Source organism: Phocaeicola faecium (assembly GCF_014837055.1).
Taxonomy (GTDB): Bacteria; Bacteroidota; Bacteroidia; order Bacteroidales; family Bacteroidaceae; genus Phocaeicola; species Phocaeicola gallinarum.
The window spans coordinates 716,309-741,684 of the sequence record NZ_JACSPQ010000001.1 but is presented as its reverse complement, the minus strand read 5'-3'; the positions used below and the strand labels follow the sequence as shown (position 1 = coordinate 741,684).

Below are 25,376 nucleotides of genomic sequence, written 5' to 3'. Positions count from 1 at the left end.
TGAAATTTTTCGTTTATTCCGCAGAAAATACGTAAGTTTGCAATGAACTTGTTCAGGCTTTCTCCGAGGCTGAAAATTCTATTCGAAAGACGGGTAAGTCTTCCGAATAGAAAGAATGGGGCTGTCGGCAAGAAATAAAAATGCTAACCGTAGTGTTTTTGGGAATATGACGTTAGAGCTTTTTCGTGTAAAAAGAAAGTCTTAACCGGTTTAGTAACATATCATTAAAAAAACAGTTTTATGTTGGTGTATAATACTACGTTTCATGTAGAGTTAGATGATGCCCGTAACTTCGTAATCTGGCTGAATGAATGTTATATTCCTGAAGCAGAGAAGTCGGGAGAGTTGAAAAATCCGCGTATCTTGCGTATCTTGAGCCATAAGGAACAAGACAGCGAATGTTTCTCCTTGCAGTGGGAGGTGGAAGACAGCGCTGCCCTTCACCGCTGGCACACGGCTTGCGGAGCGAAGCTGAACGAAGAAATGATGAAAATTTTTAAAGGCAAGGTGGTTGGTTTTCCCACTTTGATGGAGGTTATCAGGTGATACGTCCGGTAAAAGAGAAAATCATATTGGGTATCGACCCCGGCACGAATATCATGGGGTACGGTGTCTTGAAAATAACGGGTACGAAACCCGAAGTGATGACACTGGGCGTAATAGACCTCCGCAAGTGTGCCGACCCGTACCTGAAACTGAAGCATATTTATGAGCGCGTACAGGGAGTAATAGCGTCGTACCTGCCCGACGAACTTGCCATCGAAGCCCCTTTTTTCGGTAAAAACGTACAGTCGATGTTGAAATTGGGGCGGGCGCAAGGCGTGGCTATCGTGGCAGCCCTCCGCCGTGACATACCCGTAACCGAATATGCCCCGCTGAAGATAAAAATGGCAATTACTGGAAACGGGCAGGCAAGCAAGGAACAGGTAGCCGACATGCTGAAACGTATGCTTCACATTCCGCAGTCGGAGATGGGGCCTTTCATGGATGCTACGGATGCGCTGGGTGCAGCCTATTGCCATTATTTGCAAATGGGGCGTCCGGAAATGCCCAAAGCCTACTCGGGGTGGAAAGATTATATAGCGAAAAATCCTGATAAAGTAAGATAAAGTAACTAAGTATGAACCTGAAAAGTTTTCTTGCTATGTCTATGCTTGTAACGGCGGGATGTAGCTCTTATCAGCCGAAAGAATACCGGAGCTACGACGAATATCCGGTTTATGAAGGTAAATGGGAAGAAATGGTTTATTCGCCTGCGGCTACTCGGTTTGCACTGTGGGCGCCTACGGCACAGGAAGTCCGTGTCTTGTTGTACGATGAAGGACAAGGCGGCTCGGCGGTTCGCATGATTCCGATGGAAGTGGGCGAATCGGGTATGTGGAACATTAGCGTTGAAGGCGACTTGAAAGGAAAGTTCTATACATTCAATGCTAAAATAAACGATGTGTGGCAGGGAGACACGCCGGGCGTGATGGCTAAGGCGGTAGGAGTGAACGGTGACCGGGCGGCGGTTATCGACCTTGCTTCCACCAATCCCGAAGGCTGGGAGAATGACGTGCGTCCTCCCCTGAAAAGCTTTTCCGACATTGTTATTTATGAAATGCACCACCGCGATTTCTCTATCGACACCGTGGCGGGGATTCGCAACCGTGGAAAATTTCTTGCCCTGACCGAAGAAGGTACTCACACGTACCTCGGCGAAAAGACAGGTATCGACCATTTGAAGGAATTGGGAGTAACGCATGTACACTTGCTCCCCTCGTTCGACTTTTCTTCGGTAGACGAGACCAAGCCCGACGTTCCGCAGTATAACTGGGGATACGACCCGAAGAATTACAACGTTCCCGAAGGTTCGTATGCTACCGACCCGTATCGTCCCGATGTCCGCATCCGTGAGTTCAAACAAATGGTGATGGCGTTGCATCGTGCCGGTATCCGTGTGATAATGGACGTGGTATATAACCATACCGCAACCACGGAAGGCGGCAACTTTGAGCGTACCGTTCCGGGATATTTTTACCGGCAGGACAAAGACGGAAAGTTTGCCAATGCTTCGGGCTGCGGGAATGAAACGGCAAGCGAACGGGCGATGGTGAGGAAATATATGGTAGAATCGGTAACTTATTGGGCGAAAGAATACCATGTTGACGGTTTCCGGTTTGACTTGATGGGAATCCATGACATTGAGACAATGAATGCCATCCGGAAAGCATTGAATGACATCGATCCTACTATTTATATGTATGGCGAGGGGTGGGCTGCGAGCGCGCCTCAGCTTCCTGACGACCGGTTGGCGATGAAGGCAAATACTTATAAAATGCCGGGTATTGCCGCTTTCAGCGATGAATTTCGCGACTCTTTGCGCGGTGCATGGGGCGACGATTCGAAAGGGGCTTTCGTTATCGGCCGTTTGGGTCACGCTAACGGAATCAAGTTCGGCTTGGCAGGTGGCATACGCCATGCACAGGTAACCAACGACACGTTAGGCCATGCACTTGTGTCGTGGGCATTGGCTCCCAGCCAGTTTATCAGCTACGTAAGCTGCCACGACGATTTGTGTATCACCGACCGACTGAAAACAACGCTTCCCGGAGCTTCGGTACAAGAATTGGAAGCGCTTCTGAAGCTGGCGGAAACCGCCGTGCTTACCTCTCAGGGTGTTCCTTTTATCTTTGCCGGCGACGAAGTGATGCGCGACAAGCAGGGGGTAGGCAACTCATACAACAGTCCGGATGAGATAAACGCAATCGACTGGCATAACAAGACCTCCCACCGTGGCGTGTTCGATTACGTAAAAGGGTTGATAGCCCTGCGGAAAGCACATCCTGCCTTCCGTATGGGAGATGCCGACCTGATACGCGAGCATCTGGAGTTTCTGGAAACTCCGGCAAGTAACGTTGTGGCTTTCCGCCTGAAAGGAAGTCCGTGTAACGACTCATGGATAAATACAACGGTGGTACTTAATGCACGTACCGAGCCTGTCAAGATAAGCGTTCCGGCAGGTAAGTACTGGGTGGCTTGCCGCGACGGGAAAGTGGACCTGATTACCGGACTGGGTATGATAGTGGGCAACCAGCTTCAGGTGGCACCACGCTCAGCGCTGATAGTTCATCAATAATAAAATTCATATATAAGATGCAAAACATCATAGCTGTTGAGGATGGCGTTACGCGCCATCCGCTTTACAGACTGAAAGAACCGATAAACTTACAGATAGCTAAAGGAGAACATATAGCGGTGGTAGGTGCGAACGGTGCGGGAAAGAGCCTGCTGATAGACACACTGACCGGACGTTATCCGCTGTTGATGAACGAAGTGAAATATGATTTTTCGCCTTCGGAGTCTTCGCTTGTGTCGGACAATATCAAGTATATCGCTTTCCGCGATTCGTACGGAGATGCCGACGGCGGTTACTATTACCAGCAGCGTTGGAATGCTCACGACCTTGACGACACGCCGATTGTCCGCGACTTGCTTCCGCCATGTACCAACGAGGCTTTGCGCAATGCACTTTATGATTTGTTTGGTATTGAAGCAATGCTTGATAAGCACATCATCCTCTTGTCGAGCGGTGAGCTTCGCAAATTCCAACTGACGAAGACATTGCTCAGCAATCCGCGTGTACTGATAATGGATAATCCGTTTATAGGTTTGGATGCCAAGACGCGCGATTTGCTTCACTCCCTGCTGAAGAGGCTGATTGAGGTTACCGATTTGCAGGTTATCCTTGTCTTGTCGAAAACAGACGATATACCTTCGTTTATCACTCACGTTATCCCCGTAACCGGACGTGTTTGCGGCAAGAAAATCACTTTGCAGGAATACCTTGCGCATCGGGAATCCATTCCCTCGCATGTCTTGTCGGAAGAAAAGCGCAGCCGCATCCTGAATCTTCCTTATGCTGAAAATTTATATCATAACGAGCATGTGGTCGACTTGCATAAGGTAAGCATCCGCTACGGTGAACGTACCATCCTGAAAGATTTGGACTGGACGGTGAAATGTGGTGAGAAGTGGGCGCTTAGCGGTGAGAACGGCTCCGGAAAATCGACCTTGTTAAGTTTGGTCTGTGCCGACAATCCGCAGAGTTATGCGTGCGATATAGCCCTGTTCGGACGAAAGCGCGGTAGCGGAGAAAGCATTTGGGAAATCAAAAAACACATCGGATACGTAAGCCCGGAGATGCATCGGGCGTATCTGAAAAACCTTCCGGCGATAGACATCGTGGCAAGCGGACTTCATGACTCCATCGGACTTTATAAAAAAATGCAGGAAAAAGACCGGGCTGTTTGCGAATGGTGGATGGAAATTTTCGGCATTGCAGACTTGAAAGACCGGAGTTTCTTGCAACTTTCGAGCGGTGAACAGCGCATGGTGTTGCTGGCACGAGCTTTTGTGAAAGACCCCGAACTGCTGATTTTGGATGAACCGCTACACGGATTGGATATGTATAACCGCCGGATGGTAAAAGATATCATAGAGGCTTTTTGTGCGCGAAAAGACAAAACGCTGATTATGGTGACTCATTATCAGGAAGAGTTACCGGATACGATTACGCATTCATTGTTCTTGAAGCGGAATTGAAGCTACTTTTTTGAATTGAATTGAAACATTTTAATGCTAATAGAATGGAAGAGTTTATTCTAAGCGAAATGCCGGCAGGCAGTAGCCGTAGAAATAGTTTTATTAACCGTAAAATTATTTTGCGTATTTTAGGTATTTTGCTCTTTATTGAAGCAGCGTTGTTCCTTGTTTGCATGGGGGTGTCGTTGCTCTATCGGGAAGCGGATTATATTTATTTCATTTATGCCGCCGTAATCAATGTAGTGGTAGGCGGAATCATGTTCTTTTTGGGACGGGGAGCCAACAACGTGGTTACACGGCGCGACGGCTATTGCGTGGTGGCATTCACATGGCTGCTGTTCACCGTGTTCGGCATGATGCCGTTTTATATGAGTGGCGCCATCCCTTCGGTAGCAGATGCCTTTTTTGAAACCATGTCGGGGTTCACTACCACCGGGGCAACGATTCTCGACAACATTGAGGAGTTGTCTCATGGGATGTTGTTTTGGCGCAGCTTCACACATTGGGTAGGAGGTTTGGGAATCGTGTTCTTTACGATTGCCGTATTGCCGATTTTTGGAGTGGGAAACCAAGTGCTGTTCTCTGCCGAAGCGACCGGTGTGACGCATGACAAGATACATCCGAAGATTAGTGTGATGGCGAAAATGTTGTGGACGGTTTATCTGATTCTGACCATCGTGGTAACCGGACTGCTGATGTTGGGCGGTATGGACTGGTTTGACGCAGTTTGTCATGCTTTCGGTACTACGGGTACAGGAGGTTTCTCTACCAAACAAGACAGTGTGGCTCATTGGCATTCACCTTTTATCGAGTATGTGATTGCTATTTTCATGATTCTGTCTGCCATGAACTTTTCACTCTATTTCATGTGTCTGAAAGGTCGTTGCAAACAGTTGTTCCGCGACGACGAAGTAAAATGGTTTATCAGTTCTATTCTAATCGTTACGCTGATTATCACCGCATCGCTCGTGGTGCATAATCATTACGGGGTAGAAGAGGCTTTCCGTAAGGCATTGTTCCAAGTTGCCACCTTGCATACATCCTGCGGTTTCTCTACGGATGATTATGCTAATTGGCAGCCGTTTACATGGATGCTGTTGATTTATGCCATGTTTGCGGGAGGATGTACCGGCTCTACCGCCGGAGGTATCAAAAACATGCGGTTGCTTATCGTGATGCGTAATATAAAGAATGAATTTCAGCGACTGATGCACCCGCGTGCCGTACTGCCTGTAAAAGTAAACAATCAGACCGTTTCTCGTTCCACGATTTCCACGGTAACCACGTTTGTAGTGTTCTATTTGATTTGCTTTTTTGTCAGTTGGATCGTGCTGATGTTTTTAGGTCTGGGAGTGACAGAGGCTTTTAGTACGGTAGTATCCAGTTTGGGCAATGCCGGTTTGGCTTTAGGAGCATACGGACCTGCCTACTCATGGAGCAGTATGCCGGACGCAGCCAAGTGGATACATTCGTTCCTGATGTTGCTCGGCCGTTTGGAACTGTTCGGCATATTGCTGATGTTTACGCCCGGATTTTGGAGAAAGAGATAATTTATTTCTCTTTCAACAAATCCTCTAATTTCAACAATTCGTCGCGATACTGGGCGGCTTCGATGAAGTTTAGCTTCTTTGCCGCCTCTTGCATTAATTTCCGCGTACGGTTTATGCTGCGCTGAAGTTGCTCTTTCGACATGTATTCGATAATCGGATCGGCAGCCGTTTGAATCTCTTGCGGTGCTTCGGCGTATGCTTTGGGCGAGGTGGTTGTCTTTTCTCCCTGTATGTCAAGTAAAACGTTATTCCGTGCACGTTTTATTTGTCGGGGAGTTATGCCATGCGCTTCGTTGTAAGCCAACTGTTTTTCCCGCCGGCGATTGGTTTCGTCAATCGTCTGGCGCATACTGTCCGTTATCTTGTCGGCATACATGATGACCTTTCCGTTGACGTTTCGTGCTGCGCGTCCTGCCGTCTGTGTCAGCGAGCGGTGAGAGCGCAAGAAACCTTCCTTATCCGCGTCCAAGATGGCAACCAGCGATACTTCAGGCAAGTCCAGTCCTTCACGCAGCAGGTTTACACCGATCAACACGTCGTAAAGTCCCTGCCTCAAATCGTCCATAATCTTTACACGCTCCAGCGTCTCCACATCGCTGTGGATGTACGTACAGCGTATCCCGTGGTTCAGCAGATATTCCGTCAGCTCTTCCGCCATGCGCTTGGTTAAAGTGGTAACCAACACACGTTCTTCCTGCTCGATGCGCTGTTGTATCTCTTCCATCAGGTCGTCAATCTGATTCAAACTCGGACGCACTTCGATGATCGGGTCTAACAATCCGGTGGGGCGGATAACCTGCTCTACAACTATCCCTTCACTTTGCTGCAGTTCGTATTCGGCGGGGGTGGCACTGACGTAGATGACTTCGTTCGTCATTGCTTGAAACTCTTCAAATGTCAGCGGGCGGTTATCCATCGCAGCCGGCAGCCGGAATCCGTATTCTACCAGATTGGTTTTCCGAGCGCGGTCTCCGCCGTACATGGCACGGATTTGAGGCACACTGACATGGCTTTCGTCAATGACCATCAGGTAGTCTTTGGGGAAGAAATCCAACAAGCAGTAAGGCCGTGTTCCCGCCTCGCGTCCGTCGAAGTAACGCGAATAGTTTTCGATGCCCGAACAGTGTCCTAACTCGCGGAGCATCTCCATGTCGTAAGTCACCCGCTCGTACAGCCGTTTTGCCTCGTAAGGCTTCCCGATTTCCTCGAAATAAGCCACCTGTTTGGTTAAATCGTCTTCTATCTGATGAATGGCGCGCAGCGTACTTTCCTTTGTTGTCATGAAAAGATTAGCCGGATAGATTTTATATTCATCGAAAGAGTCGGTACGATGTCCCGACACGGGATCTATTTCTTCGATGCTGTCTATCTCATCATCCCAAAACATGACACGCAGTATGTCATCGGTATATGCCAGAAAGATGTCTACCGTATCACCCTTTACGCGGAAATTCCCACGGTTCAGCTCAATGTCGTTACGCACATAAAGACTATCCACCAGCCGGCGGAGGAACACGTTGCGGTCGATGCGCTTTCCTTTTTTCACCTCGATTACATTATTATAAAAGTCCGCAGGATTTCCCATACCGTAAATGCACGATACAGATGAAATAACGATAACATCTTTGCGCCCCGACAGCAAGGCAGATGTGGCGGCAAGCCTCAGCTTATCTATTTCATCATTGATGGCAAGGTCTTTTTCTATATAAGTATCCGTAGAAGGTATATAGGCTTCCGGCTGGTAATAGTCGTAATAAGATACGTAATATTCCACGGCATTATGCGGGAAGAAGTTTTTGAACTCTCCGTACAGCTGCGCGGCAAGCGTTTTGTTGTGGCTTAAAATAAGTGTCGGCTTATTTACGTTTTTGATGACGTTTGCTATTGTGAAAGTCTTTCCCGAGCCTGTAACCCCCAGCAGCGTTTGTGCCGGAAGATGATTCATCACCCCCTCCGTCAGTTGTGCGATAGCTTCCGGCTGGTCGCCCGTCGGCTTATAATCAGATACCAGTTCAAAATCCATAGTTGTCCTTGTGTTAAGTTAGCCCTCAAAGATACGATAAAAAATGAATTGGTGATAAAAATCGCAGATGCAAACATTCCAAAAAAACGCTACCGCAAGCGTCACTCATCCCATGCGGAAGCGTTGCCTGTTTCTATTCGGAAGGTTAACCGGTTTTGCCGTTAGTGTTTTTTCAGCCTGAAACAGGCTCTTGAAAACAAGCCTGTGCGTAACTCTGAATAGCTTCAGAATCTTTGTAAAGAATTAGGAATATTCAATATTTATATTTATTTTTGTGAAAAGTGTTTCCCTTATAATCTGATGGTATGAAAAGAAATAGCTACATTCCGATTATTTGCCTTTGGGCTTTCCCCTTTTGTTTCCAGTCTTTATCGGCGCAAGAAAATCCGCAGACAGAATTGCCGCCCGACTCGATATTGAACATCGGTTACGCGCGCGGAAGCCTGATAAACCTTTCCGGCTCGGTGGAACGGATAACTGAAAGTCAGATGAATAAAGAACAGATAACCAATCCGCTGGAGGCTATTCAAGGCAGGGTGGCAGGACTTACGATTCTGAAGAGCAGCAACGGCATGGCGGCATTAGAGTCGGTGCGTATGCGTGGTACTACCTCGCTTACCAGCGGAAACGACCCGCTGATAATAGTAGACGGGGTATTGGGCGACTTGACGATGCTGACCTCCATCTATCCGGCAGACATCGAGAGCTTTACAATCCTGAAAGACGCTTCCGAGACGGCTCAGTACGGTTCGCGGGGAGCTTCGGGCGTTATCAACATTGTGACCAAAAAAGGTGTGGCAGGAAAAACGCGGGTAAATTACAGCGGCAGTTTCGGCATCGCTCATGTGTACCGTCATTTGGATATGCTTTCGGGAGCAGAATTTCGTAGGGTGGCAGCCGAAAACAATCTGCAAATATTAGACAAGGGGTATGATACAGACTTCCAGAAAGAGATTGAGCAGGTAGGTTTGCAGCAGAATCATAACATAGCGTTCTATGGAGGCGGTGAAGCATCGAACTACCGTGTGTCGTTGGGGTATCAAGACCGTCAGGGAGTGGTTGACAACGAGAGCATGAAGCTGTTTACCGCAAACATGAACATGAGCCAGAAACTGCTTGACGGATTCATCGACTGCGAATTGGGGCTGTTTGGCTCGGTAAAGAAAAACCGCACGCTGTTTGATACGCAAAAGACTTTTTATTCGGCTGCAACTTTTAATCCTACTTTCCCTAACCATAAGAATCCGGAAACGGGAGGATGGGACCAAATCACCACTGCCAGCCAGATAACCAACCCGTTGGCTTGGATGGAAGTAGATAATAACAACGATGCTTCTTATCTCAGTGCACATGCCCGGCTGACCTTTAATTTGATGGAAGACCTGAAATTGGTGATGTTCGGCTCTTACACCTATAACGATGCCGAGGATGCTCAGTATCTTCCTACCAGCGTATGGGCAAACGGGCAGGCTTACCGTGGCGACCGCAAGTCGGAGTCGTTGTTGGGTAACCTGATGCTGACTTATCGCAAACAGGCAGGGGCGCATTTCTTTGATGTGCTTGCGCTGGGCGAATTAGAGAAAAATATATATAAAGGCTTTTACACCACGGTGACAAACTTTTCATCGAATGCTTTGGGTTATCATAACTTGCAGGCGGGAGCTTTGCGCCCGTGGGACGGTACAGGCTCGTATTACGAAGACCCTCACTTGGCTTCTTTCTTGGGGCGCGTGAATTATACGTACGATAACCGTTACGTTGTCACGCTGAATGCGCGTACGGATGCTTCATCCAAATTCGGGAGAAACCATAAATGGGGCTTTTTCCCTTCGGCTTCGTTGGCATGGAATGTAACAGAAGAAGCTTTTATGAAACAATTCCGTTCCGTTGATAATCTGAAGCTGCGTGTGGGATACGGACTGGCAGGTAATCAAGGCGGAATTGATTCGTACACTACGATGGCGCTGGTACGCCCGAACGGTGTGACTCCCGTAGGCAATGCGCCGCTGGTAACTTACGAAAGTATGAAAAACGTCAATCCCGACCTGAAATGGGAAGTAAAACACACCTTCAACGCCGGATTCGATTTAAGCATGTATGGTAACCGCCTCTTGCTGTCGGTCAACTATTACAATTCGAAAACCACCGACATGCTGTATCAGTATAACGTCAGTGTACCGCCATTTCCGTACAGCACACTGCTTGCCAATTTAGGCTCGATGCGCAACAGCGGAACCGAAGTTTCGGTAGGTGTCACTCCGCTGAAAACCAAAGACATGGAACTGAATATCAATGCGAACATCACTTTCCAGAAAAATAAGTTGCTTTCGTTGAGCGGAGTGTATAACGGAGAATATATTTCGGCATCGGAATATACGGCGATAGCCGGTCTGAACGGTGCGGGTACCCACGGAGGATATAATAATATCGTATATCAGATAGTGGGACAGCCGTTGGGCGTATTTTACCTTCCTCATTGCGAAGGCTTGGTATCCGACGGTGAAGGAGGCTATACGTATCAGATTGCCGACCTGAACGGGGGAGGGGTTAATCTGGAAGACGGAGAAGACCGCTACGTGGCAGGGCAAGCCATCCCGAAGGTTCTGTTAGGTTCGAACATCAGTTTCCGATATAAGAATATAGACATCTCGTTACAGATAAACGGCGCATTCGGACATAAGGTGTATAACGGGACTTCGCTTTCGTATATGAACATGAACAGTCTGCCCGATTATAACGTATTGGCAGAGGCTCCCAAACGGATGATAAAAGACCAGACGGCCACCGATTACTGGTTAGAGAGCGGAAACTACGTTAATTTCGATTATCTGACCGTGGGGTGGACTGTGCCTCTAAAGCCACGCCGTTTCCTGAAAGGCATACGCTTGGCGGGTACGGTCAATAACTTGGGAACCATTAGCGGATATTCAGGGCTGACCCCGCTGGTAAACTCCAGTCTGGTAGATGCCACGCTGGGAGTTGACGACAAGCGTACTTATCCTTTATTGCGTACTTATACTGTTAGTTTGAGTTTGAATTTCTAATCCGGTTATTATGAAAACTTTATCTTATTTAATTGTGCTTGTGCTTGGCGTTGCGGGAATGCTGGTTTCATGTGGTAAGTTTTTAGAAGAACATCCTCAAGATAGCCGGGATGAAGAAACCGCTTATGCTACTTTGCAGGAGCTTTATCAAAACGGGGTTTTGTCGCTTTATAATCACATAGGCGGTTATGCCGACAGTCAGGGACTGCAAGGTACGGGGCGGGGCGTTTACGACCTGAATACCTTTACCACCGATGAGGCCATCATGCCTACCCGTGGCGGAGACTGGTACGACGGTGGCTTCTGGCAGGGACTTTACCTGCACCGCTGGGGAGTTAATAACGACGCCATCTATGATACATGGGAATATCTGTATCAGGTAATCATTCTGTGTAACGGTTCGTTGGAAAAAATAAATGCCTATGCCGCTTTACATCCGAATGACGATGTAAACGCTTATATAGCCGAAGTACGTGCGTTTCGGGCTATGTTCTATTATTACACGATGGATTTGTTTGGACGGATTCCGTTGGTATTGTCGTCGGGTGATCGCGTTGGCGATGTCCGTCAGGAAGAAAGAAGCGAGGTGTTCCGTTTCATTGTCGACGAGCTTCAGGCGGCAGCTCCCTTGTTGAGTGAGGAGCATAGCAATCTGCCGGGGCTTTACTACGGAAGAATTACGCGCCCGGTGGTATATTTCCTGTTGGCAAAACTTGCCTTGAATGCCGAAATTTATTCGGATGACAACTGGACAGACGGAAACAAGCCCGATGGCAGCCAACTCTTTTTTGAGGTAGAAGGACAACAGCTTAATGCATGGGAAACGGTGAAATATTATTGTGGAAAAATAACAGCTTCCGGCTATATCTTAGAGCCTGACTATACGCAGAATTTTGCGGTGTTCAACGAGTCCTCGCGCGAAAACATCTTTGTAATACCTATGAGCAAAACGCTGTATACCAATCAGTTTATATATCTGTTCCGCTCGCGCCACTATAACCACGCGAAAGCCTACGGACTGAGTGGGGAAAACGGCTCAAGCGCAACGATAGAGGTACTGAAAACCTTCGGCTACGATACGCCCGAAGTCGACCCGCGTTTCGAATGGTGTTACTTTGCCGGTGCGGTAAAAGATTTGGATGGCAACCAGATTATGCTCGATGACGAAGTAACTCCTCTGGTATACGAGCCGTGGCAGGTGGCTCTTGATGTATCGGGAAAACCTTACGAGAAAACGGCCGGTGCTCGCATGAAGAAGTATGAGGTGGATAAAACCGGACTGAAAGACGGTAAACTGCTGGATAACGACATCGTGTTGTTCCGTTATGCCGACGTGTTACTGATGCAGAGCGAGGCACAAGTGCGCAACGGAGAAAATGGCGATACTGCACTGAACGCTGTACGGGGCAGGGCAGGTGCATCCTCTCGTCCGGCAACGTTAGCCAATTTGCTGGCAGAAAGGCAGATGGAACTGGCATGGGAAGGCTGGCGGCGTCAAGACATGATTCGTTTCGGAATATTTACGCAGGCATACAGCTTCCGTCCTCAGATAGAAAACGAAGAAAGCGGATTCACTACTGTTTTCCCGATACCGGAAAAGGTCATCACGATGAACCAATCATTGGAACAAAATATCGGATATAAGGTAACGGTCTCTTATTAATCTGTTGAATGGTAAGATGTTATGCCTTTAAGAGCATAACGTGAACCCACGTAGATTTATCCCTGCAAACACTACCGTTAGTGTTTCTATGTTCATGCGGAAGGATTACCCGGTTCTACCCATAGGACGCATCAGTCCTATGGGTAGAATTTTAATGGGGATAATTATCTGTTGAGTGGCATAAAAAATCACGCTTGCTATGCCAAGCGGCAAAAGCAAGCGTGAAACTATTACGTTAAGTGTACGAATGACTTTATTCTACATCGTCTTCGTATCCCGGTGTTTGTTCTAACTGTTTGTCATTATTCAGGTCAGAAGTGCTTAACGGCCACAATACACGATAAGCCAAGTCTGTGCTGAGAATCGGTTCTACTACGATTTCCGGTGGTGTCTGCTGATCCCACGGAATATTGCTGACTTCTTTCATGTTGTCTGTAATAGTCAGACCGTATGCAATGTGACCCTCGTTATGGAATACTAAATGGTCTAAAGCTCCGCAATTTGCACTGACAGACATACGGCAGATGTCATACCAGCGTTGACCTTCCTGAACAAATTCTTTGTCTTTTTCATGCAGAATGGCTACTTCGTTTTCTACAAAGCTTCCAGCCGTATAGCCATACGTGTCAGCATTCCAGTTTTCACCGTATGCTCGTTCACGGATGCGGTTCACATATCTTTCAACGGCGGAATTGTCGCCTTCCATGTTTGCTATTTCTGCTAATGACAAATATGCCAATGCCAAACGGTAAATAGGCTGGTCGCCGTTATAACATTTGAAACCGGTAGACTCTAAGATGGAACCCAAGTTCTTGCAGGCAAAAGTGCCTCGAAGCTGGGTAGCTGCTTGATCATGCCAAGAAGGAAGCAAAGTGGCGTCTCGGCGTGTATCTGCTTCATCGAACTGATACCACAAGGCGTTTGCATACTGGTAACGTTGCTGTGTACCCGGTATTTGCAAGGGATTATCCCAAAGATTTCCTTCGCTGTCGTATGCGGCTCCGATTGTGTTACCGGTAATGATACCGTAAAGGTTATTTACCGGAATGCTGTTGGTAGCTTCGTTCTCATCAAATTTGAATGCAAAGATGATTTCTTCATTTTGCTTGTTGCTTGTACTGAAAATGTCTGTAAAGTTTCCTTCCAAGTCCAAACCGTAATCAGAAATCACGTTCTCAAAGTGAGTTTTGGCTGTTGTCAGGTCGGCGGGTGTAGCCTGCTGGTCTCCAACCGTCACCTTCGCGTTCCACAGATAAACCTCTCCGGCAAGCATTTCCGTAGCTGCTTTCGACCAATAATATTTGGCATTGGCGTCGCTTCCGTTGAAATTGAAAGTGGTTTGATTACCGAAATATTCTAACGATTTGGTGATGTCTGCCTTGATTTGTGTCATGGTCTCAGAAGCCGTGGCACGTGGCATATACAAAGTACTTGGGTCATAATTACCGTTTTCTACTTCCGGAGTCAGGCGCAAAGGTACACCCCCGTATGCACGATACATTAAGAAATAGTAATAAGCACGCATACCGTATGCCATACCTAAACAGTAATTTTTGGTATCTTCACTCGAAAAGTAATTGGCTGCTTCTACGTTGGCAATGAAAAGATTGACTGAAGATATCAGTCCCCAGTAACCTCCGAAGTTTCCTACACCGTAGTTGGTTTGCGATAAGTTTTGGTCTCGAAGGTATTGGTAATCAAGACTTGAACCGTCCGACCCATTGGTAGCTCTTGTATAAGCCCCACCTCTCAGTTCGCCGTAAACAATGACAGACTGAAAACAATACCCACGGAAGGCTGACATTTGGGCACTTAAATTTCCGATAGCTTGCGCTTCTGTTTGCCAGAAGTTGCCTGCTCCATAGTAGTCAATAGGAGACAAGTCCAGCCAATCAGAGCATGAACTCAATCCCATGCCTGCGCTCAGCAAGGCTGCAGAGAATACATTGAATAATTTATTTCTTTTCATATTGTAATTTCTGTGTTAGATAAACGTTTGTTAGAATGTAATGTTAAGGCCGAAAAGTACGGTACGAGGCAGTGCGTATGTACCTCCGTAACCTCCAGTATTTCCGTTGGTATACTGGATGCGGTCAGGGATGGCACAAGAGCTGCTTGTCCAATAGCCAAGATTCTGACCGGTTACAGATACTGTCAGCCCCTGACAATAGAACTTCTGGCAGATGTTTTTCGGCAAAGTGTAAGATAATTGCAGTTCGCGTAGAGCCAAATAATTACCTTTTGTTACCCAAAATTCTGAAGTACGTACATAGTTGTTCGTACCTAACTGGTCTGCCCATACATAGCGCGGGTATTTTGCATTTGGATTCTCCGGTGTCCATGAATCCCAAATATCGGTTGTCATGTTATATTCTCCTTGTGCACAACCATTAATCCATTGGCGCATACCGTCGTAGCTTTCAAATCCTAAGCCAAAGTCTGTACGGAGATAGAGTGAGAGGCCTTTCCAACTGAACGTCGTGTTGAAACCGCCATTCCATTTCGGGGTGTACCGACCGATAACCTTTTGGTCATACGAAGTGATGACACCGTCGCCGTTGATATCTTGATACATCAAATCGCCGGGAGCCAATTCATAAGCGGTTCCTGTCCACTTGGCATCCACTAATTTCTGATATCCTTTCTGACCTGAGTAAACGGCGATGCTTTGCGACATGTCGCAATAACCATCTACTAAATCATTTTCCGAACGTACCATCTTGTCTACACCGTAGCCAACGATAACATCATACGGAGTTTCGCCTTCTTGAAGACCGCCTACATACATTGTTTTATCCCCGTTGCCGGTATAGATTTGAGTTGCTCCTTGACGGTTCTTTTCCAGACCGTTGTATGGCAATTCTACTACTGTGTTTTTATTGTATGCGATGTTTGCACCCAATGTCCAAGTGATGTCTTTTCTTTTAAGTAAGTTGGCGTTGATATCTATTTCGATACCCCGGTTGCGGAATTTACCATTGTTGTTGGTAATAGAACTCCAACCCGTAGTAGGTGGCAAAGGTAGAGATGCATATTTGTCAGACGTAACACGGTCATAGAATGTGAAGCCTAAGGTAAACCGGTTATTCAGGAATCCTAAATCCAATCCGACTTCGGCCGTGCGGGTCTTTTCCCAACGGAGGTCAGGATTAGGAAGCGTGCTCAACCGGAAACCGACATTATTGTTGTATCGGTTAGAACCGTATTGGCCATGCAAGGTATAAATGCCGATATAATCAGTATCAATACTACCGTTTATACCAAAGCTGGCGCGCAACTTACCGTAGTTCATGATATCACGCAAAGGTGCATAGAAGTCTTCACTTGAGAATACCCAACCTGTAGATACACCGGGGAAGAAGCCCCAACGGTTGTTGATGAGGCGTGAATAACCATCTTCACGGAATGTAAATGCAAGAATGTAACGTTCTTTATAGTCGTATTGAGCACGTCCGAAGAATGACATGATACGTTCGCGGGTATGCTCTGTATCTGTTGAACGCTTGCCTGCTTCAGTAGAGGTATATCCCAAATCTCCAAAGTCGTCAGTAGGTGCTTCTTGTCCGGCAGCATAAATGTATTTGTATTGCTTGTCCCAAAACTCTGTACCTGCCATTACACTTACATTATGGTCACCGAACTGCTTATCGTAATTGGCAACGATATTGTAAGTTTGGTTGAAATAACGGTAGAATGTAGCACTTGAAGCACGTGTGGTGTTCAAACCGCTCTCACCGGCATTCTGATAGTAATCTTTGTTGAACGATTCGCCTACAAATTCGCTGAAACTCCATGCCATTGTACCTCTCAGTGTGAAACCGTCGAACAAGTTTGCCTGCAATGTTTGGGTCATGTTGAACTTGTCTGTTTGATTGTTGCGCTGGAATTTGTCTGCTTGGTAAGACCAGTTTCCATTCGTGCGGTCAATACCGATCAAAGGATTCCCCTCTTCATCTTCCAAACGGATGGTGGCAGGCACCGTTAGGATACGGCCGAAGTAGTATGAGTCGAAGCTGCTTCCGTATGTATCTGCCAACAGTCCGGGACCTTGTTCCCAGTTTGCACGGTTGTAATTGAAGATGGAGCTGGCTTCTAACCATTTTGTCAGTTTATAGTTTCCCGTAAATGAGAATGAATATCTCTTGTAAAAAGAATTGATGGGAAGACCTTCGGCATCATAATATCCTAAGCCTGCATAATATTTTCCCCGTTCGTTACCGCCTGAAAAACTCAGGTTATATTCTTGGGATATGGCAGGACTGTTGATGTTATAGTCTTCAATGTTTGTATCTTTGAATAAGATTTTTCCATCGCTGACGGGGTCGTCCATGACGCGCCATCCGTGGTTGTTTATCAAGTCTAACTGGTAGTCGGAACCTGTGTAACCTAAGATATTATATTGGCTGCTGGGAGTCAGTTCTGTTGCTCCTGTAGACATCGGGCGGGAGGTAGAACTTAAATTGGCTGCGGGCGCCCACGGAGTTTCGGCATGTGCCCTGCGCATCCAATAAATATATCCTTCCGTATCCATCATATCGTAAGCAGGAGTATAATATTGTGCACCCACTTTCATGTTGAAGTTTACCTGAGCTTTACCTTCTTTACCTTGTTTTGTTGTGACTAAGATTACACCATTGGCAGCGCGTGCACCGTAAATGGCAGTAGCGCCGGCATCTTTCATAATCTCCATCGATTCGATGTCATTGGAGTTTAAGTCACTTAAACCGTCTGTGCGGATTTGTCCGTCTACCACAACCAATGGCTCGCCTGAACCGTCATAACTTGTACCACCACGGAGAGTAATGGTGGGAGTAGAGCCGGCAAAACCGGAAGATTGTTGGACTTTCAAGCCGGAAACCGCACCTACCAATGCCTGTGCAGGGTCGCCATACGAACCTACTGTCAATGTCTCTTCTGAAACTGATGATACAGAGTTGGTCAGTTTTCCGCGTTTCTGTTTTACGCCGTATGCCAATACCACTACTTCATCCAGCGTTTTAACGTCTTCTTGCAGAGTGATTTGCAAAGGTTTTCCTGTCCATTTAACTTCTTGTGGTGTAAAACCGATATAGCTGACTACGATAATGTCTCCCTGTTTTACGCCAGATAATGTGAAATTACCGTCCATATCGGTAATAACACCGTTTGTTGTGCCCTTGACTACTACGGAGGCACCGATGGCAACTTCGCCGTTGGCATCTTTTACAACACCTGTACAAGTACCGGATTGTTGCGTCATATTTATTTCGTCTACCCTCATTTCGGCAGGCGTAGCATTGGCTGTTCCTACTGATAATGCACCGAGGAACGGCACCATAACAATTAAGCTGTATTTTTTGCGCATAAATTTCATGATATTTAGATTCTCATTAAAATGAAGTTGATATATGGACTCGATCGAATCCGGGAAATAAGGAAAGCAGTTGTTAGGTCATAGGCATAGGTTTTAAAGTTTAACATAAATTTTATCGGTTTAATTAGCTTTAATTGATAAACTTTGCAATATTAATAAACTTTTTACGTATAAACAAAATTGTTATGTGGTTTTTTTATGAAGTCATGGTGTTTTATGAGTTTAGGTTGATAAAGTGCCTTGAAATCAGAGTTCCTTTGAATTTTCTGGTAAGGTGATTTAGACAGCTCCATATTGGACTTGTATTTCACTTTTACGGCTTGGCAGGAAGCCTGAAAAACGCTAACGGTAGAACCTGTTGACTCTCCGAATAGAAATGGTCAACTCTTCCGCATGGAATGAGTTACACTAACGGTAGCGTTTTTCGGTCATTTTGATGTTAATAATAATGTATAGGATGGAGTACGGTTTCTTACTTCTGTTTCTGGATATTGACTGCGTTGGCAAGAATAAAGTTATGTTATATAATTCTGATACCAGAATCATGTTGGAATACGAATATAAAACAGCCTCTGAGCACGATAAATTGAATAAATTCTTATTTTTCCATAGTTATTTCTTCTTTATTTCCTTATTTTTTGTTTATTTTTGCCCGCAAAATATAAAACCATTTTTATAACCCATATATGGCTAATTTAATAAAATTACGTAAAGGCTTAGACATAAATCTGAAAGGAAAAGCTACAGCCGAGGTTATGTCTGTGAAAGAGCCGGGATTCTACGCTTTGTGTCCTGACGACTTTACGGGTGTAACTCCAAAAGTGGTAGTGAAAGAACAGGAGTATGTGATGGCCGGAGGACCCTTGTTTATTGACAAGAATCATCCTGAAGTGAAATTTGTTTCGCCCGTAAGTGGCGTAGTAACAAGCGTTGAGCGCGGAGCTCGCCGTAAAGTGATGAGTATTACCGTTGAAGCAGCACCGGAACAAGATTTCGAAGAGTTTGGAAAGAAAAACGTGGCTTCAATGGATGGGGATGCTGTGAAGGCAGCTTTGCAAGACGCCGGAATGTTTGCTTTTATCAAGCAGCGTCCTTACGACGTGATAGCTGATCCTACTGTGGCTCCGAGAGCTATTTTTGTTTCTGCATTCGACAGTAATCCGTTGGCGCCTGATTTTGAGATTGCCTTGAAAGGAGAAGAGGCTCATTTCCAGACAGGACTTGATGCGCTGGCTAAAATAGCTACAACGTATTTAAGCATCAGCGTGAATCAGAAAAGCGCAGCTCTGACGCAAGCTAAACACGTAACGCTTACGGTATTCGACGGACCACATCCGGCAGGAAATGTGGGTGTGCAGATTAATCATATCGCACCGGTCAATAAAGGAGAAACCGTATGGACTATTGATCCGCAGGCGGTTATTTTTATTGGCAGGTTGTTTAATACGGGACGGGTAGACTTGACCCGTACGGTTGCAATTACGGGTTCGGAAGTGAAGAAACCGGCTTATTGCAAATTAAAAATAGGGGCTTTGCTGACAGACGTATTGGCCAATAATGTAAACAAGGATAAAGAGTTGCGCTATATCAGTGGCAATCCGTTGACGGGAAAACAAATTCCGGCAAACGGCTTCTTGGGCGCTTTTCACAGTCAGGTAACCGTGATTCCGGAAGGAAGCGACATTCATGAAATGTTGGGTTGGATAATGCCCCGCTGCGACCAGTTCAGCATAAATCACTCTTATTTCAGCTGGCTGATGGGCAAGAAGAAAGAATATGTATTGGATGCCCGTGTGAAAGGCGGTGAACGCCACATGATAATGTCGAATGAATACGACAAGGTGCTCCCGATGGATATTCTTCCTGAATACCTGATAAAAGCAATCATCGCAGGAGATATCGACCGCATGGAGCAGTTGGGTATTTACGAAGTGGCTCCTGAGGATTTCGCATTGTGTGAGTTCGTTTGTTCGTCAAAGATGGAGTTGCAGCGTATTGTCCGCGAGGGCTTGGATATGCTTCGCCGTGAGATGTGTTAACAGATGTGTTTTTGAGTGATATTAAATTGATTTGTTGGATTGATGCTCAAAAACGGTAAATTACAAACTAAATAATAATGAAAGCATTAAGAAATTATCTCGATAAGATAAAGCCGAACTTTGAAGAGGGAGGCAAATACCATGCTTTTCGTTCTGTATTCGATGGCTTTGAAACATTCTTGTTCGTGCCGAATACAACATCGAAAACGGGTACGCATATCCACGATGCGATTGATAGCAAGCGTATCATGTCGTTCGTGGTCATAGCATTGATGCCGGCATTGCTGTTCGGTATGTATAACGTAGGCTACCAGCACTACCATGCTACGGGCGTGGAAGGCAGCTTTTGGGAAATGTTCGGTTACGGCTTTTTGGCTGTATTGCCTAAAATCATCGTTTCCTATGTGGTAGGATTGGGTATTGAGTTCGTAGTGGCTCAATGGAAAAAAGAAGAAATTCAGGAAGGTTTCTTGGTGTCAGGTATGTTGATACCGATGATTGTGCCGGTTGACTGTCCGTTGTGGATGCTTGCCGTGGCTACCGCTTTCTCTGTAATCTTCGCAAAAGAAGTCTTTGGTGGTACAGGTATGAATATCTTCAACCCGGCTTTGATTACACGTGCATTCTTGTTTTTCGCTTATCCTACAAAGATGTCAGGTGACACGGTATGGGTATCGGGCGACAGCATTTTCGGTTTGGGAAAAACGGTCGACGGATTGACGGCAGCTACCCCGCTGGGTATAGCTAAGGTTGCCGAGTGTCCGGAATTCTCTTGGGACATGGTTACGGGTCTGATACCGGGTTCTATCGGTGAGACCAGCGTGATAGCCATTGCCATCGGAGCCGTTATCCTGCTGTGGTCAGGCGTGGCAAGTTGGAAAACCATGCTGTCTGTCTTCGTGGGAGGTGCGCTGATGGGCTGGATTTTCAACACGATTGGTCCGGATACCTATATTGCCCAAATGCCGTGGTACGAACACTTGTGCTTGGGAGGCTTCTGCTTCGGAGCTGTATTCATGGCTACCGACCCTGTTACGTCTTCACGTACTGAAAACGGTAAGTTTGTTTACGGTTTCTTAATCGGTGCGATGGCAATCATCATCCGCGTTCTGAATCCGGGCTATCCTGAAGGTATGATGCTGGCAATCTTGTTGATGAACATTTTTGCTCCGCTGATTGACTATGTAGTAGTGCAGAATAATATTTCACGCCGTGCTAAACGTGCTATGTCTAACAAATAAAAACCGAATACAATGAATACCAATAGTAACTCTTATACTATCGTTTATGCTTCGGTACTGGTTGTTATCGTAGCATTCTTACTGGCTTTTGTCAACTCTTCTCTGCGCGACCTTCAAGGAAAAAATGTAGAGCTGGATACGAAAAAGCAGATTCTGTCTGCATTGAACATCAGGGAGGTGCAGGATGCAGAAGCTGAATTTGCCAAAGTAGTAAAAGCAGATATGGTTGTAGCCGAAGACGGAACACTGAAACCTTACGAGGGAACTTTCGTTACGGGCTATGAAAAAGAATATAAGGAAAACGGCCGCGCCCATCTGTTTGTGTGTGAAATAGACGGAAAGGCTAAGTATGTCATCCCTGTTTACGGTACAGGTCTTTGGGGGGCTATCTGGGGCTATGTGGCTCTGAACGAAGATAAGAATACCGTTTACGGAACTTATTTCTCTCACGCATCAGAAACTCCGGGACTTGGAGCCGAAATTGCAACAGAACATTTCCAGAATGAGTTTAAAGATAAAAACGTGATGGAAGACGGTGCAATCGGTCTGGGCGTAGTAAAGAATGGAAAGATTGAAAAGCCGGAATATCAGGTAGACGGTATATCCGGAGGTACAATCACTTCGTTGGCGGTAGACCAAATGCTGAAAAACTGCATGGGACAGTATACCAAATTTTTAACGATTAAAGAATAAAGTGAGGAGGAAATTACATGGGAAGTTTATTTTCATCTAAAAACAAAGAAGTATTTTCAACTCCGATAAGCATGAATAACCCTGTAACTGTTCAGGTGCTGGGTATTTGTTCGGCATTGGCAGTAACCTCTAAGCTGGAGCCTGCCATTGTAATGGGACTTTCTGTAACGATTATCACGGCGTTTTCTAACGTGGTTATTTCATTGATTCGTAAAACAATCCCTAATCGTATTCGTATTATCGTGCAGTTGGTTGTAGTGGCAGCGTTGGTAACAATCGTGAGCGAAGTATTGAAAGCATTTGCCTACGATGTCAGCGTTCAGTTGTCTGTATACGTAGGTTTGATTATCACCAACTGTATCTTGATGGGACGTTTGGAAGCCTTTGCGATGGCTAACGGCCCGTGGGAATCTTGCTTGGACGGACTTGGAAACGGATTGGGTTATGCCAAGATTCTGGTTATCGTAGCGTTTATCCGTGAATTATTAGGTTCGGGAACACTGCTGGGCATCAATATCCTGAATTACGATGCAATCAAAGAAGCCGGTTATGTAAATAACGGTTTGATGCTGATGCCGCCTATGGCATTGATTATCGTAGCTTGCCTTATTTGGTATCAGCGTGCAAAACACCCGGAATTGCAAGATAAGGAATAATATTAAGGAAAGGAAAGTATTATGGAACATTTTATAAGTTTATTGGTCCGCTCTATATTCGTGGACAACATGATTTTTGCATTCTTTCTCGGTATGTGTTCCTACCTTGCCGTATCGAAGAATGTAAAGACTGCTATCGGATTGGGTATTGCCGTAACCTTCGTACTGGTGGTTACGCTGCCGGTTAACTACCTGCTTCAAACCAAAGTGCTTGCTGCCGACGGCATCTTGGGTATCGACTTGAGCTTCTTGAGCTTCATCCTCTTTATTGCGGTTATCGCTGCGATTACCCAGTTGGTAGAAATGGTGGTAGAGCGTTTCAGCCCTTCACTCTATGCTTCGTTGGGTATCTTCTTGCCGCTGATCGCCGTTAACTGCGCCATCATGGGTGCTTCTCTGTTTATGCAGCAGCGCATCAACCTGACTCCTTCCGACCCTAAGTACATCGGCGACATTTGGGATTCTATCTCTTACGCACTGGGCTCAGGTATCGGATGGATGCTGGCTATCGTGGGTTTGGCTGCCATCCGTGAAAAAATGGCTTACTCAAACGTGCCGGCTCCCTTGCGGGGATTGGGTATCACGTTTATTACCGTAGGCTTGATGGCTATGGCATTTATGTGTTTCTCTGGTTTGAACATCTAATAACGAAAGGAATAAGACAATGGACATGAATTTTATTTTAGCAAGCATTGGAGTATTCCTCGTGACTATTCTTGTGCTGGTAGTTATCTTGTTGGTAGCTAAGAAATTCTTGGTTACTTCAGGAAAGGTGAAACTGACTATCAATGGCGAAAACCAACTGGAGGTTGAATCCGGCTCTACGCTGCTGAATACGTTGGCGGTTAACAATATCTTTTTGTCGTCGGCTTGTGGCGGTAAAGGTTCTTGCGGACAATGCAAGTGTCAGGTAGTTGAAGGGGGCGGTGAGATTCTTCCTTCCGAAGTGAGCCATTTCAGCCGCAAACAGCAGAAAGACCATTGGCGTTTGGGCTGTCAGGTAAAAGTGAAAGGCGATTTGTCGATAAAAGTGCCCGAATCAGTGATGGGAGTAAAAGAGTACGAATGTACCGTTATCTCAAACAAGAACGTGGCTACGTTTATCAAAGAGTTCAAAGTGCAGTTGCCTAAAGGCGCACACATGGACTTTATTCCGGGTTCTTACGCCCAAATCAAGATTCCTGCATTTACGATGGACTATGACAAGGATATCGACAAGGCTCTGATTGGCGATGAATACCTGCCTGCATGGAAGAAGTTTAACATGTTCTCGCTGAAGTGTGTGAATCCCGAACCGACGATTCGTGCTTACTCAATGGCAAACTATCCTGCCGAAGGCGATGTATTTATGCTGACGGTACGTATTGCCACTCCGCCGTTTAAACCCGACCGTAGCGGATTCATGGATGTTAATCCGGGTATCGCTTCTTCTTATATCTTTACGCTGAAACCCGGCGATAAGGTGCTGATGAGCGGACCTTACGGAGATTTCCATCCTATCTTCGACTCAAAAAAAGAAATGATTTGGGTAGGTGGTGGTGCCGGTATGGCTCCGTTGCGCGCTCAGATTATGCACATGACTCGTACACTGAACACTCACGACCGCGAAATGCACTACTTCTACGGTGCGCGTGCGCTGAACGAAGTGTTCTATTTGCAAGACTTCTTGCAGTTGGAAAAAGACTTCTCAAACTTCCACTTCCATTTGGCGTTAGACCGTCCGGACCCGGCTGCCGACGCTGCGGGCGTAAAATATACCGCCGGATTTGTTCATCAGGTTATGTATGAAACTTATCTGAAGAATCACGAAGCTCCGGAAGACATTGAATACTACATGTGTGGTCCCGGCCCGATGTCGAAAGCTGTGGTTAACATGCTGGATAGTCTGGGTGTTGATCCCGCTTCAATTATGTATGATAATTTTGGAGGTTAATAATATTTTATTCCAATTAGTGAAAACTCCTGCCATTCCGGTAGGAGTTTTTTTATTGCCGGGGGAGTAATCTTTAAAGCCGGCAGGATGCGAAACGAAACGTTCCTGTCCGGTGAAAGTACAAAAAGAAATAAGCGTTGTTATACACCGAAAAACACTACCGTTAGTGTTGGTCATCCCTAACGGATGAGTTGTCCGGTTCTACCCATAGAACTTGTCGGTTTGTCGGGTAGAATTTTTATAGGCTACAGATAAGTCCGGATAGACGTTTTGATGACTTAGAGCCTGTTTAAATTTTCCGATTAAGTATTTTTATCCGCCCCTTTTTGAGTTTGTTTCCGGTCTGTTTCCCCGTTTTTACTCGTCAGATAGCCCGCTATCCTCCTCGTAAAAGCCGAAAAAACATCCTCGAAAACAATTCTCAAACTGAGGCAGAGCAAAATTTAAACAGGCTCTTAATGGCAGGATTGGATGACGGATGGAAGCCGTGTTTGATACGGGCATAAAAAAAGGGAATCTTCCCAGACTCCCAATCTTCATTAACCTTAAATCTAATACCATGAAAAACACGATGCAAAAGTAATGTTTTTATGTTAT

16 protein-coding genes are annotated in these 25,376 nt (G+C 46.0%); 13 read left to right on the top strand and 3 right to left on the bottom strand.

Translation table 11 applies throughout. The annotated features are described in order from the left end of the window. The first annotated feature begins 240 nt into the window (after positions 1-240). Genes H9626_RS03225 through H9626_RS03205 form a run of 5 tightly spaced genes read left to right on the top strand, consistent with a single transcriptional unit; the run spans position 241 to position 6,134 of the window. Entirely contained in the window at positions 241-546 is a 306-nt protein-coding gene (locus H9626_RS03225; protein ID WP_178256288.1) for a DUF4286 family protein, read from the top strand. Next, positions 543-1,109 (top strand): crossover junction endodeoxyribonuclease RuvC, encoded by a 567-nt coding sequence (gene ruvC, locus H9626_RS03220; protein ID WP_178256287.1) that lies wholly within the window; start codon positions 543-545, stop codon positions 1,107-1,109. Before H9626_RS03225 ends, ruvC begins: the two co-directional genes overlap by 4 nt. Positions 1,110-1,120: 11 nt before the next feature. Then, complete coding sequence (gene pulA / locus H9626_RS03215) at positions 1,121-3,118, top strand: type I pullulanase (protein ID WP_191709551.1); 1,998 nt, start codon at positions 1,121-1,123, stop codon at positions 3,116-3,118. Positions 3,119-3,135: 17 nt separating this feature from the next. Then, entirely contained in the window at positions 3,136-4,584 is a 1,449-nt protein-coding gene (locus H9626_RS03210) for an ATP-binding cassette domain-containing protein (RefSeq protein ID WP_191709550.1), read from the top strand. Between the two features lie 44 nt (positions 4,585-4,628). After that, entirely contained in the window at positions 4,629-6,134 is a 1,506-nt protein-coding gene (locus H9626_RS03205; RefSeq protein ID WP_191709549.1) for a TrkH family potassium uptake protein, read from the top strand. Between the two features lies 1 nt (position 6,135). Here H9626_RS03205 and uvrB read toward each other — a convergent pair whose 3' ends face one another. Next, positions 6,136-8,157 carry an excinuclease ABC subunit UvrB gene (gene uvrB, locus H9626_RS03200; RefSeq protein WP_178256283.1) on the bottom strand — a complete coding sequence of 674 codons (2,022 nt, stop codon included), beginning with the start codon at positions 8,155-8,157 and terminating at the stop codon, positions 6,136-6,138. 305 nt (positions 8,158-8,462) lie between these two features. Here uvrB and H9626_RS03195 point away from each other — a divergent pair, with 305 nt between their 5' ends. Continuing rightward, positions 8,463-11,201 carry a SusC/RagA family TonB-linked outer membrane protein gene (locus H9626_RS03195; protein WP_191709548.1) on the top strand — a complete coding sequence of 913 codons (2,739 nt, stop codon included), beginning with the start codon at positions 8,463-8,465 and terminating at the stop codon, positions 11,199-11,201. Between the two features lie 10 nt (positions 11,202-11,211). After that, positions 11,212-12,864 carry a RagB/SusD family nutrient uptake outer membrane protein gene (locus H9626_RS03190; RefSeq protein ID WP_191709547.1) on the top strand — a complete coding sequence of 551 codons (1,653 nt, stop codon included), beginning with the start codon at positions 11,212-11,214 and terminating at the stop codon, positions 12,862-12,864. Positions 12,865-13,117: 253 nt separating this feature from the next. Here the strand turns inward: H9626_RS03190 and H9626_RS03185 are convergent, their stop codons facing one another. Both H9626_RS03185 and H9626_RS03180 read right to left on the bottom strand, forming a co-directional pair. Continuing rightward, positions 13,118-14,833, bottom strand: coding sequence for a RagB/SusD family nutrient uptake outer membrane protein (locus tag H9626_RS03185; protein WP_191709546.1), 1,716 nt, complete (start codon positions 14,831-14,833; stop codon positions 13,118-13,120). Positions 14,834-14,863: 30 nt separating this feature from the next. Further along, positions 14,864-18,124: a SusC/RagA family TonB-linked outer membrane protein gene (locus H9626_RS03180; protein ID WP_438616934.1), complete on the bottom strand. Its 3,261-nt coding sequence runs from the start codon at positions 18,122-18,124 to the stop codon at positions 14,864-14,866. A gap of 779 nt (positions 18,125-18,903) precedes the next feature. On the opposite strand from H9626_RS03180, the gene H9626_RS03175 reads away from it, so the two are divergent. The 6 genes from H9626_RS03175 (at position 18,904) to nqrF (ending at position 24,779) form a co-directional block, all read left to right on the top strand. Next, positions 18,904-20,256, top strand: a complete 1,353-nt coding sequence (locus H9626_RS03175) for a Na(+)-translocating NADH-quinone reductase subunit A (protein ID WP_191709545.1) — start codon at positions 18,904-18,906, stop codon at positions 20,254-20,256. A 77-nt stretch (positions 20,257-20,333) separates the two neighbouring features. Next, a complete protein-coding gene (locus tag H9626_RS03170) occupies positions 20,334-21,497 on the top strand; it encodes an NADH:ubiquinone reductase (Na(+)-transporting) subunit B (RefSeq protein ID WP_178256278.1) in 1,164 nt (387 codons plus the stop codon). A 12-nt stretch (positions 21,498-21,509) separates the two neighbouring features. Then, a complete protein-coding gene (locus H9626_RS03165) occupies positions 21,510-22,190 on the top strand; it encodes a Na(+)-translocating NADH-quinone reductase subunit C (protein WP_178256277.1) in 681 nt (226 codons plus the stop codon). Positions 22,191-22,207: 17 nt separating this feature from the next. Next, entirely contained in the window at positions 22,208-22,846 is a 639-nt protein-coding gene (locus H9626_RS03160) for an NADH:ubiquinone reductase (Na(+)-transporting) subunit D (protein ID WP_178256276.1), read from the top strand. 21 nt (positions 22,847-22,867) lie between these two features. Then, positions 22,868-23,491 (top strand): NADH:ubiquinone reductase (Na(+)-transporting) subunit E, encoded by a 624-nt coding sequence (nqrE, locus tag H9626_RS03155; protein WP_178256275.1) that lies wholly within the window; start codon positions 22,868-22,870, stop codon positions 23,489-23,491. Between the two features lie 19 nt (positions 23,492-23,510). Next, positions 23,511-24,779, top strand: coding sequence for an NADH:ubiquinone reductase (Na(+)-transporting) subunit F (nqrF, locus tag H9626_RS03150; RefSeq protein ID WP_178256274.1), 1,269 nt, complete (start codon positions 23,511-23,513; stop codon positions 24,777-24,779). The last annotated feature ends 597 nt before the right edge of the window (positions 24,780-25,376 follow it).

Bases quoted from the DNA above. Each gene is read 5' to 3' on its own strand.
- H9626_RS03185 (WP_191709546.1), bottom strand. From the start codon at position 14,833: ATGAAAAGAAATAAATTATTCAATGTATTCTCTGCAGCCTTGCTGAGC.
- H9626_RS03205 (WP_191709549.1), top strand. From the start codon at position 4,629: ATGGAAGAGTTTATTCTAAGCGAAATGCCGGCAGGCAGTAGCCGTAGA.
- pulA (WP_191709551.1), top strand. From the start codon at position 1,121: ATGAACCTGAAAAGTTTTCTTGCTATGTCTATGCTTGTAACGGCGGGA.
- H9626_RS03225 (WP_178256288.1), top strand. From the start codon at position 241: ATGTTGGTGTATAATACTACGTTTCATGTAGAGTTAGATGATGCCCGT.
- nqrE (WP_178256275.1), top strand. From the start codon at position 22,868: ATGGAACATTTTATAAGTTTATTGGTCCGCTCTATATTCGTGGACAAC.
- H9626_RS03195 (WP_191709548.1), top strand. From the start codon at position 8,463: ATGAAAAGAAATAGCTACATTCCGATTATTTGCCTTTGGGCTTTCCCC.
- H9626_RS03165 (WP_178256277.1), top strand. From the start codon at position 21,510: ATGAATACCAATAGTAACTCTTATACTATCGTTTATGCTTCGGTACTG.
- H9626_RS03170 (WP_178256278.1), top strand. From the start codon at position 20,334: ATGAAAGCATTAAGAAATTATCTCGATAAGATAAAGCCGAACTTTGAA.
- H9626_RS03180 (WP_438616934.1), bottom strand. From the start codon at position 18,124: ATGAGGGTAGACGAAATAAATATGACGCAACAATCCGGTACTTGTACA.
- H9626_RS03210 (WP_191709550.1), top strand. From the start codon at position 3,136: ATGCAAAACATCATAGCTGTTGAGGATGGCGTTACGCGCCATCCGCTT.
- nqrF (WP_178256274.1), top strand. From the start codon at position 23,511: ATGGACATGAATTTTATTTTAGCAAGCATTGGAGTATTCCTCGTGACT.
- uvrB (WP_178256283.1), bottom strand. From the start codon at position 8,157: ATGGATTTTGAACTGGTATCTGATTATAAGCCGACGGGCGACCAGCCG.
- H9626_RS03160 (WP_178256276.1), top strand. From the start codon at position 22,208: ATGGGAAGTTTATTTTCATCTAAAAACAAAGAAGTATTTTCAACTCCG.
- H9626_RS03175 (WP_191709545.1), top strand. From the start codon at position 18,904: ATGGCTAATTTAATAAAATTACGTAAAGGCTTAGACATAAATCTGAAA.
- H9626_RS03190 (WP_191709547.1), top strand. From the start codon at position 11,212: ATGAAAACTTTATCTTATTTAATTGTGCTTGTGCTTGGCGTTGCGGGA.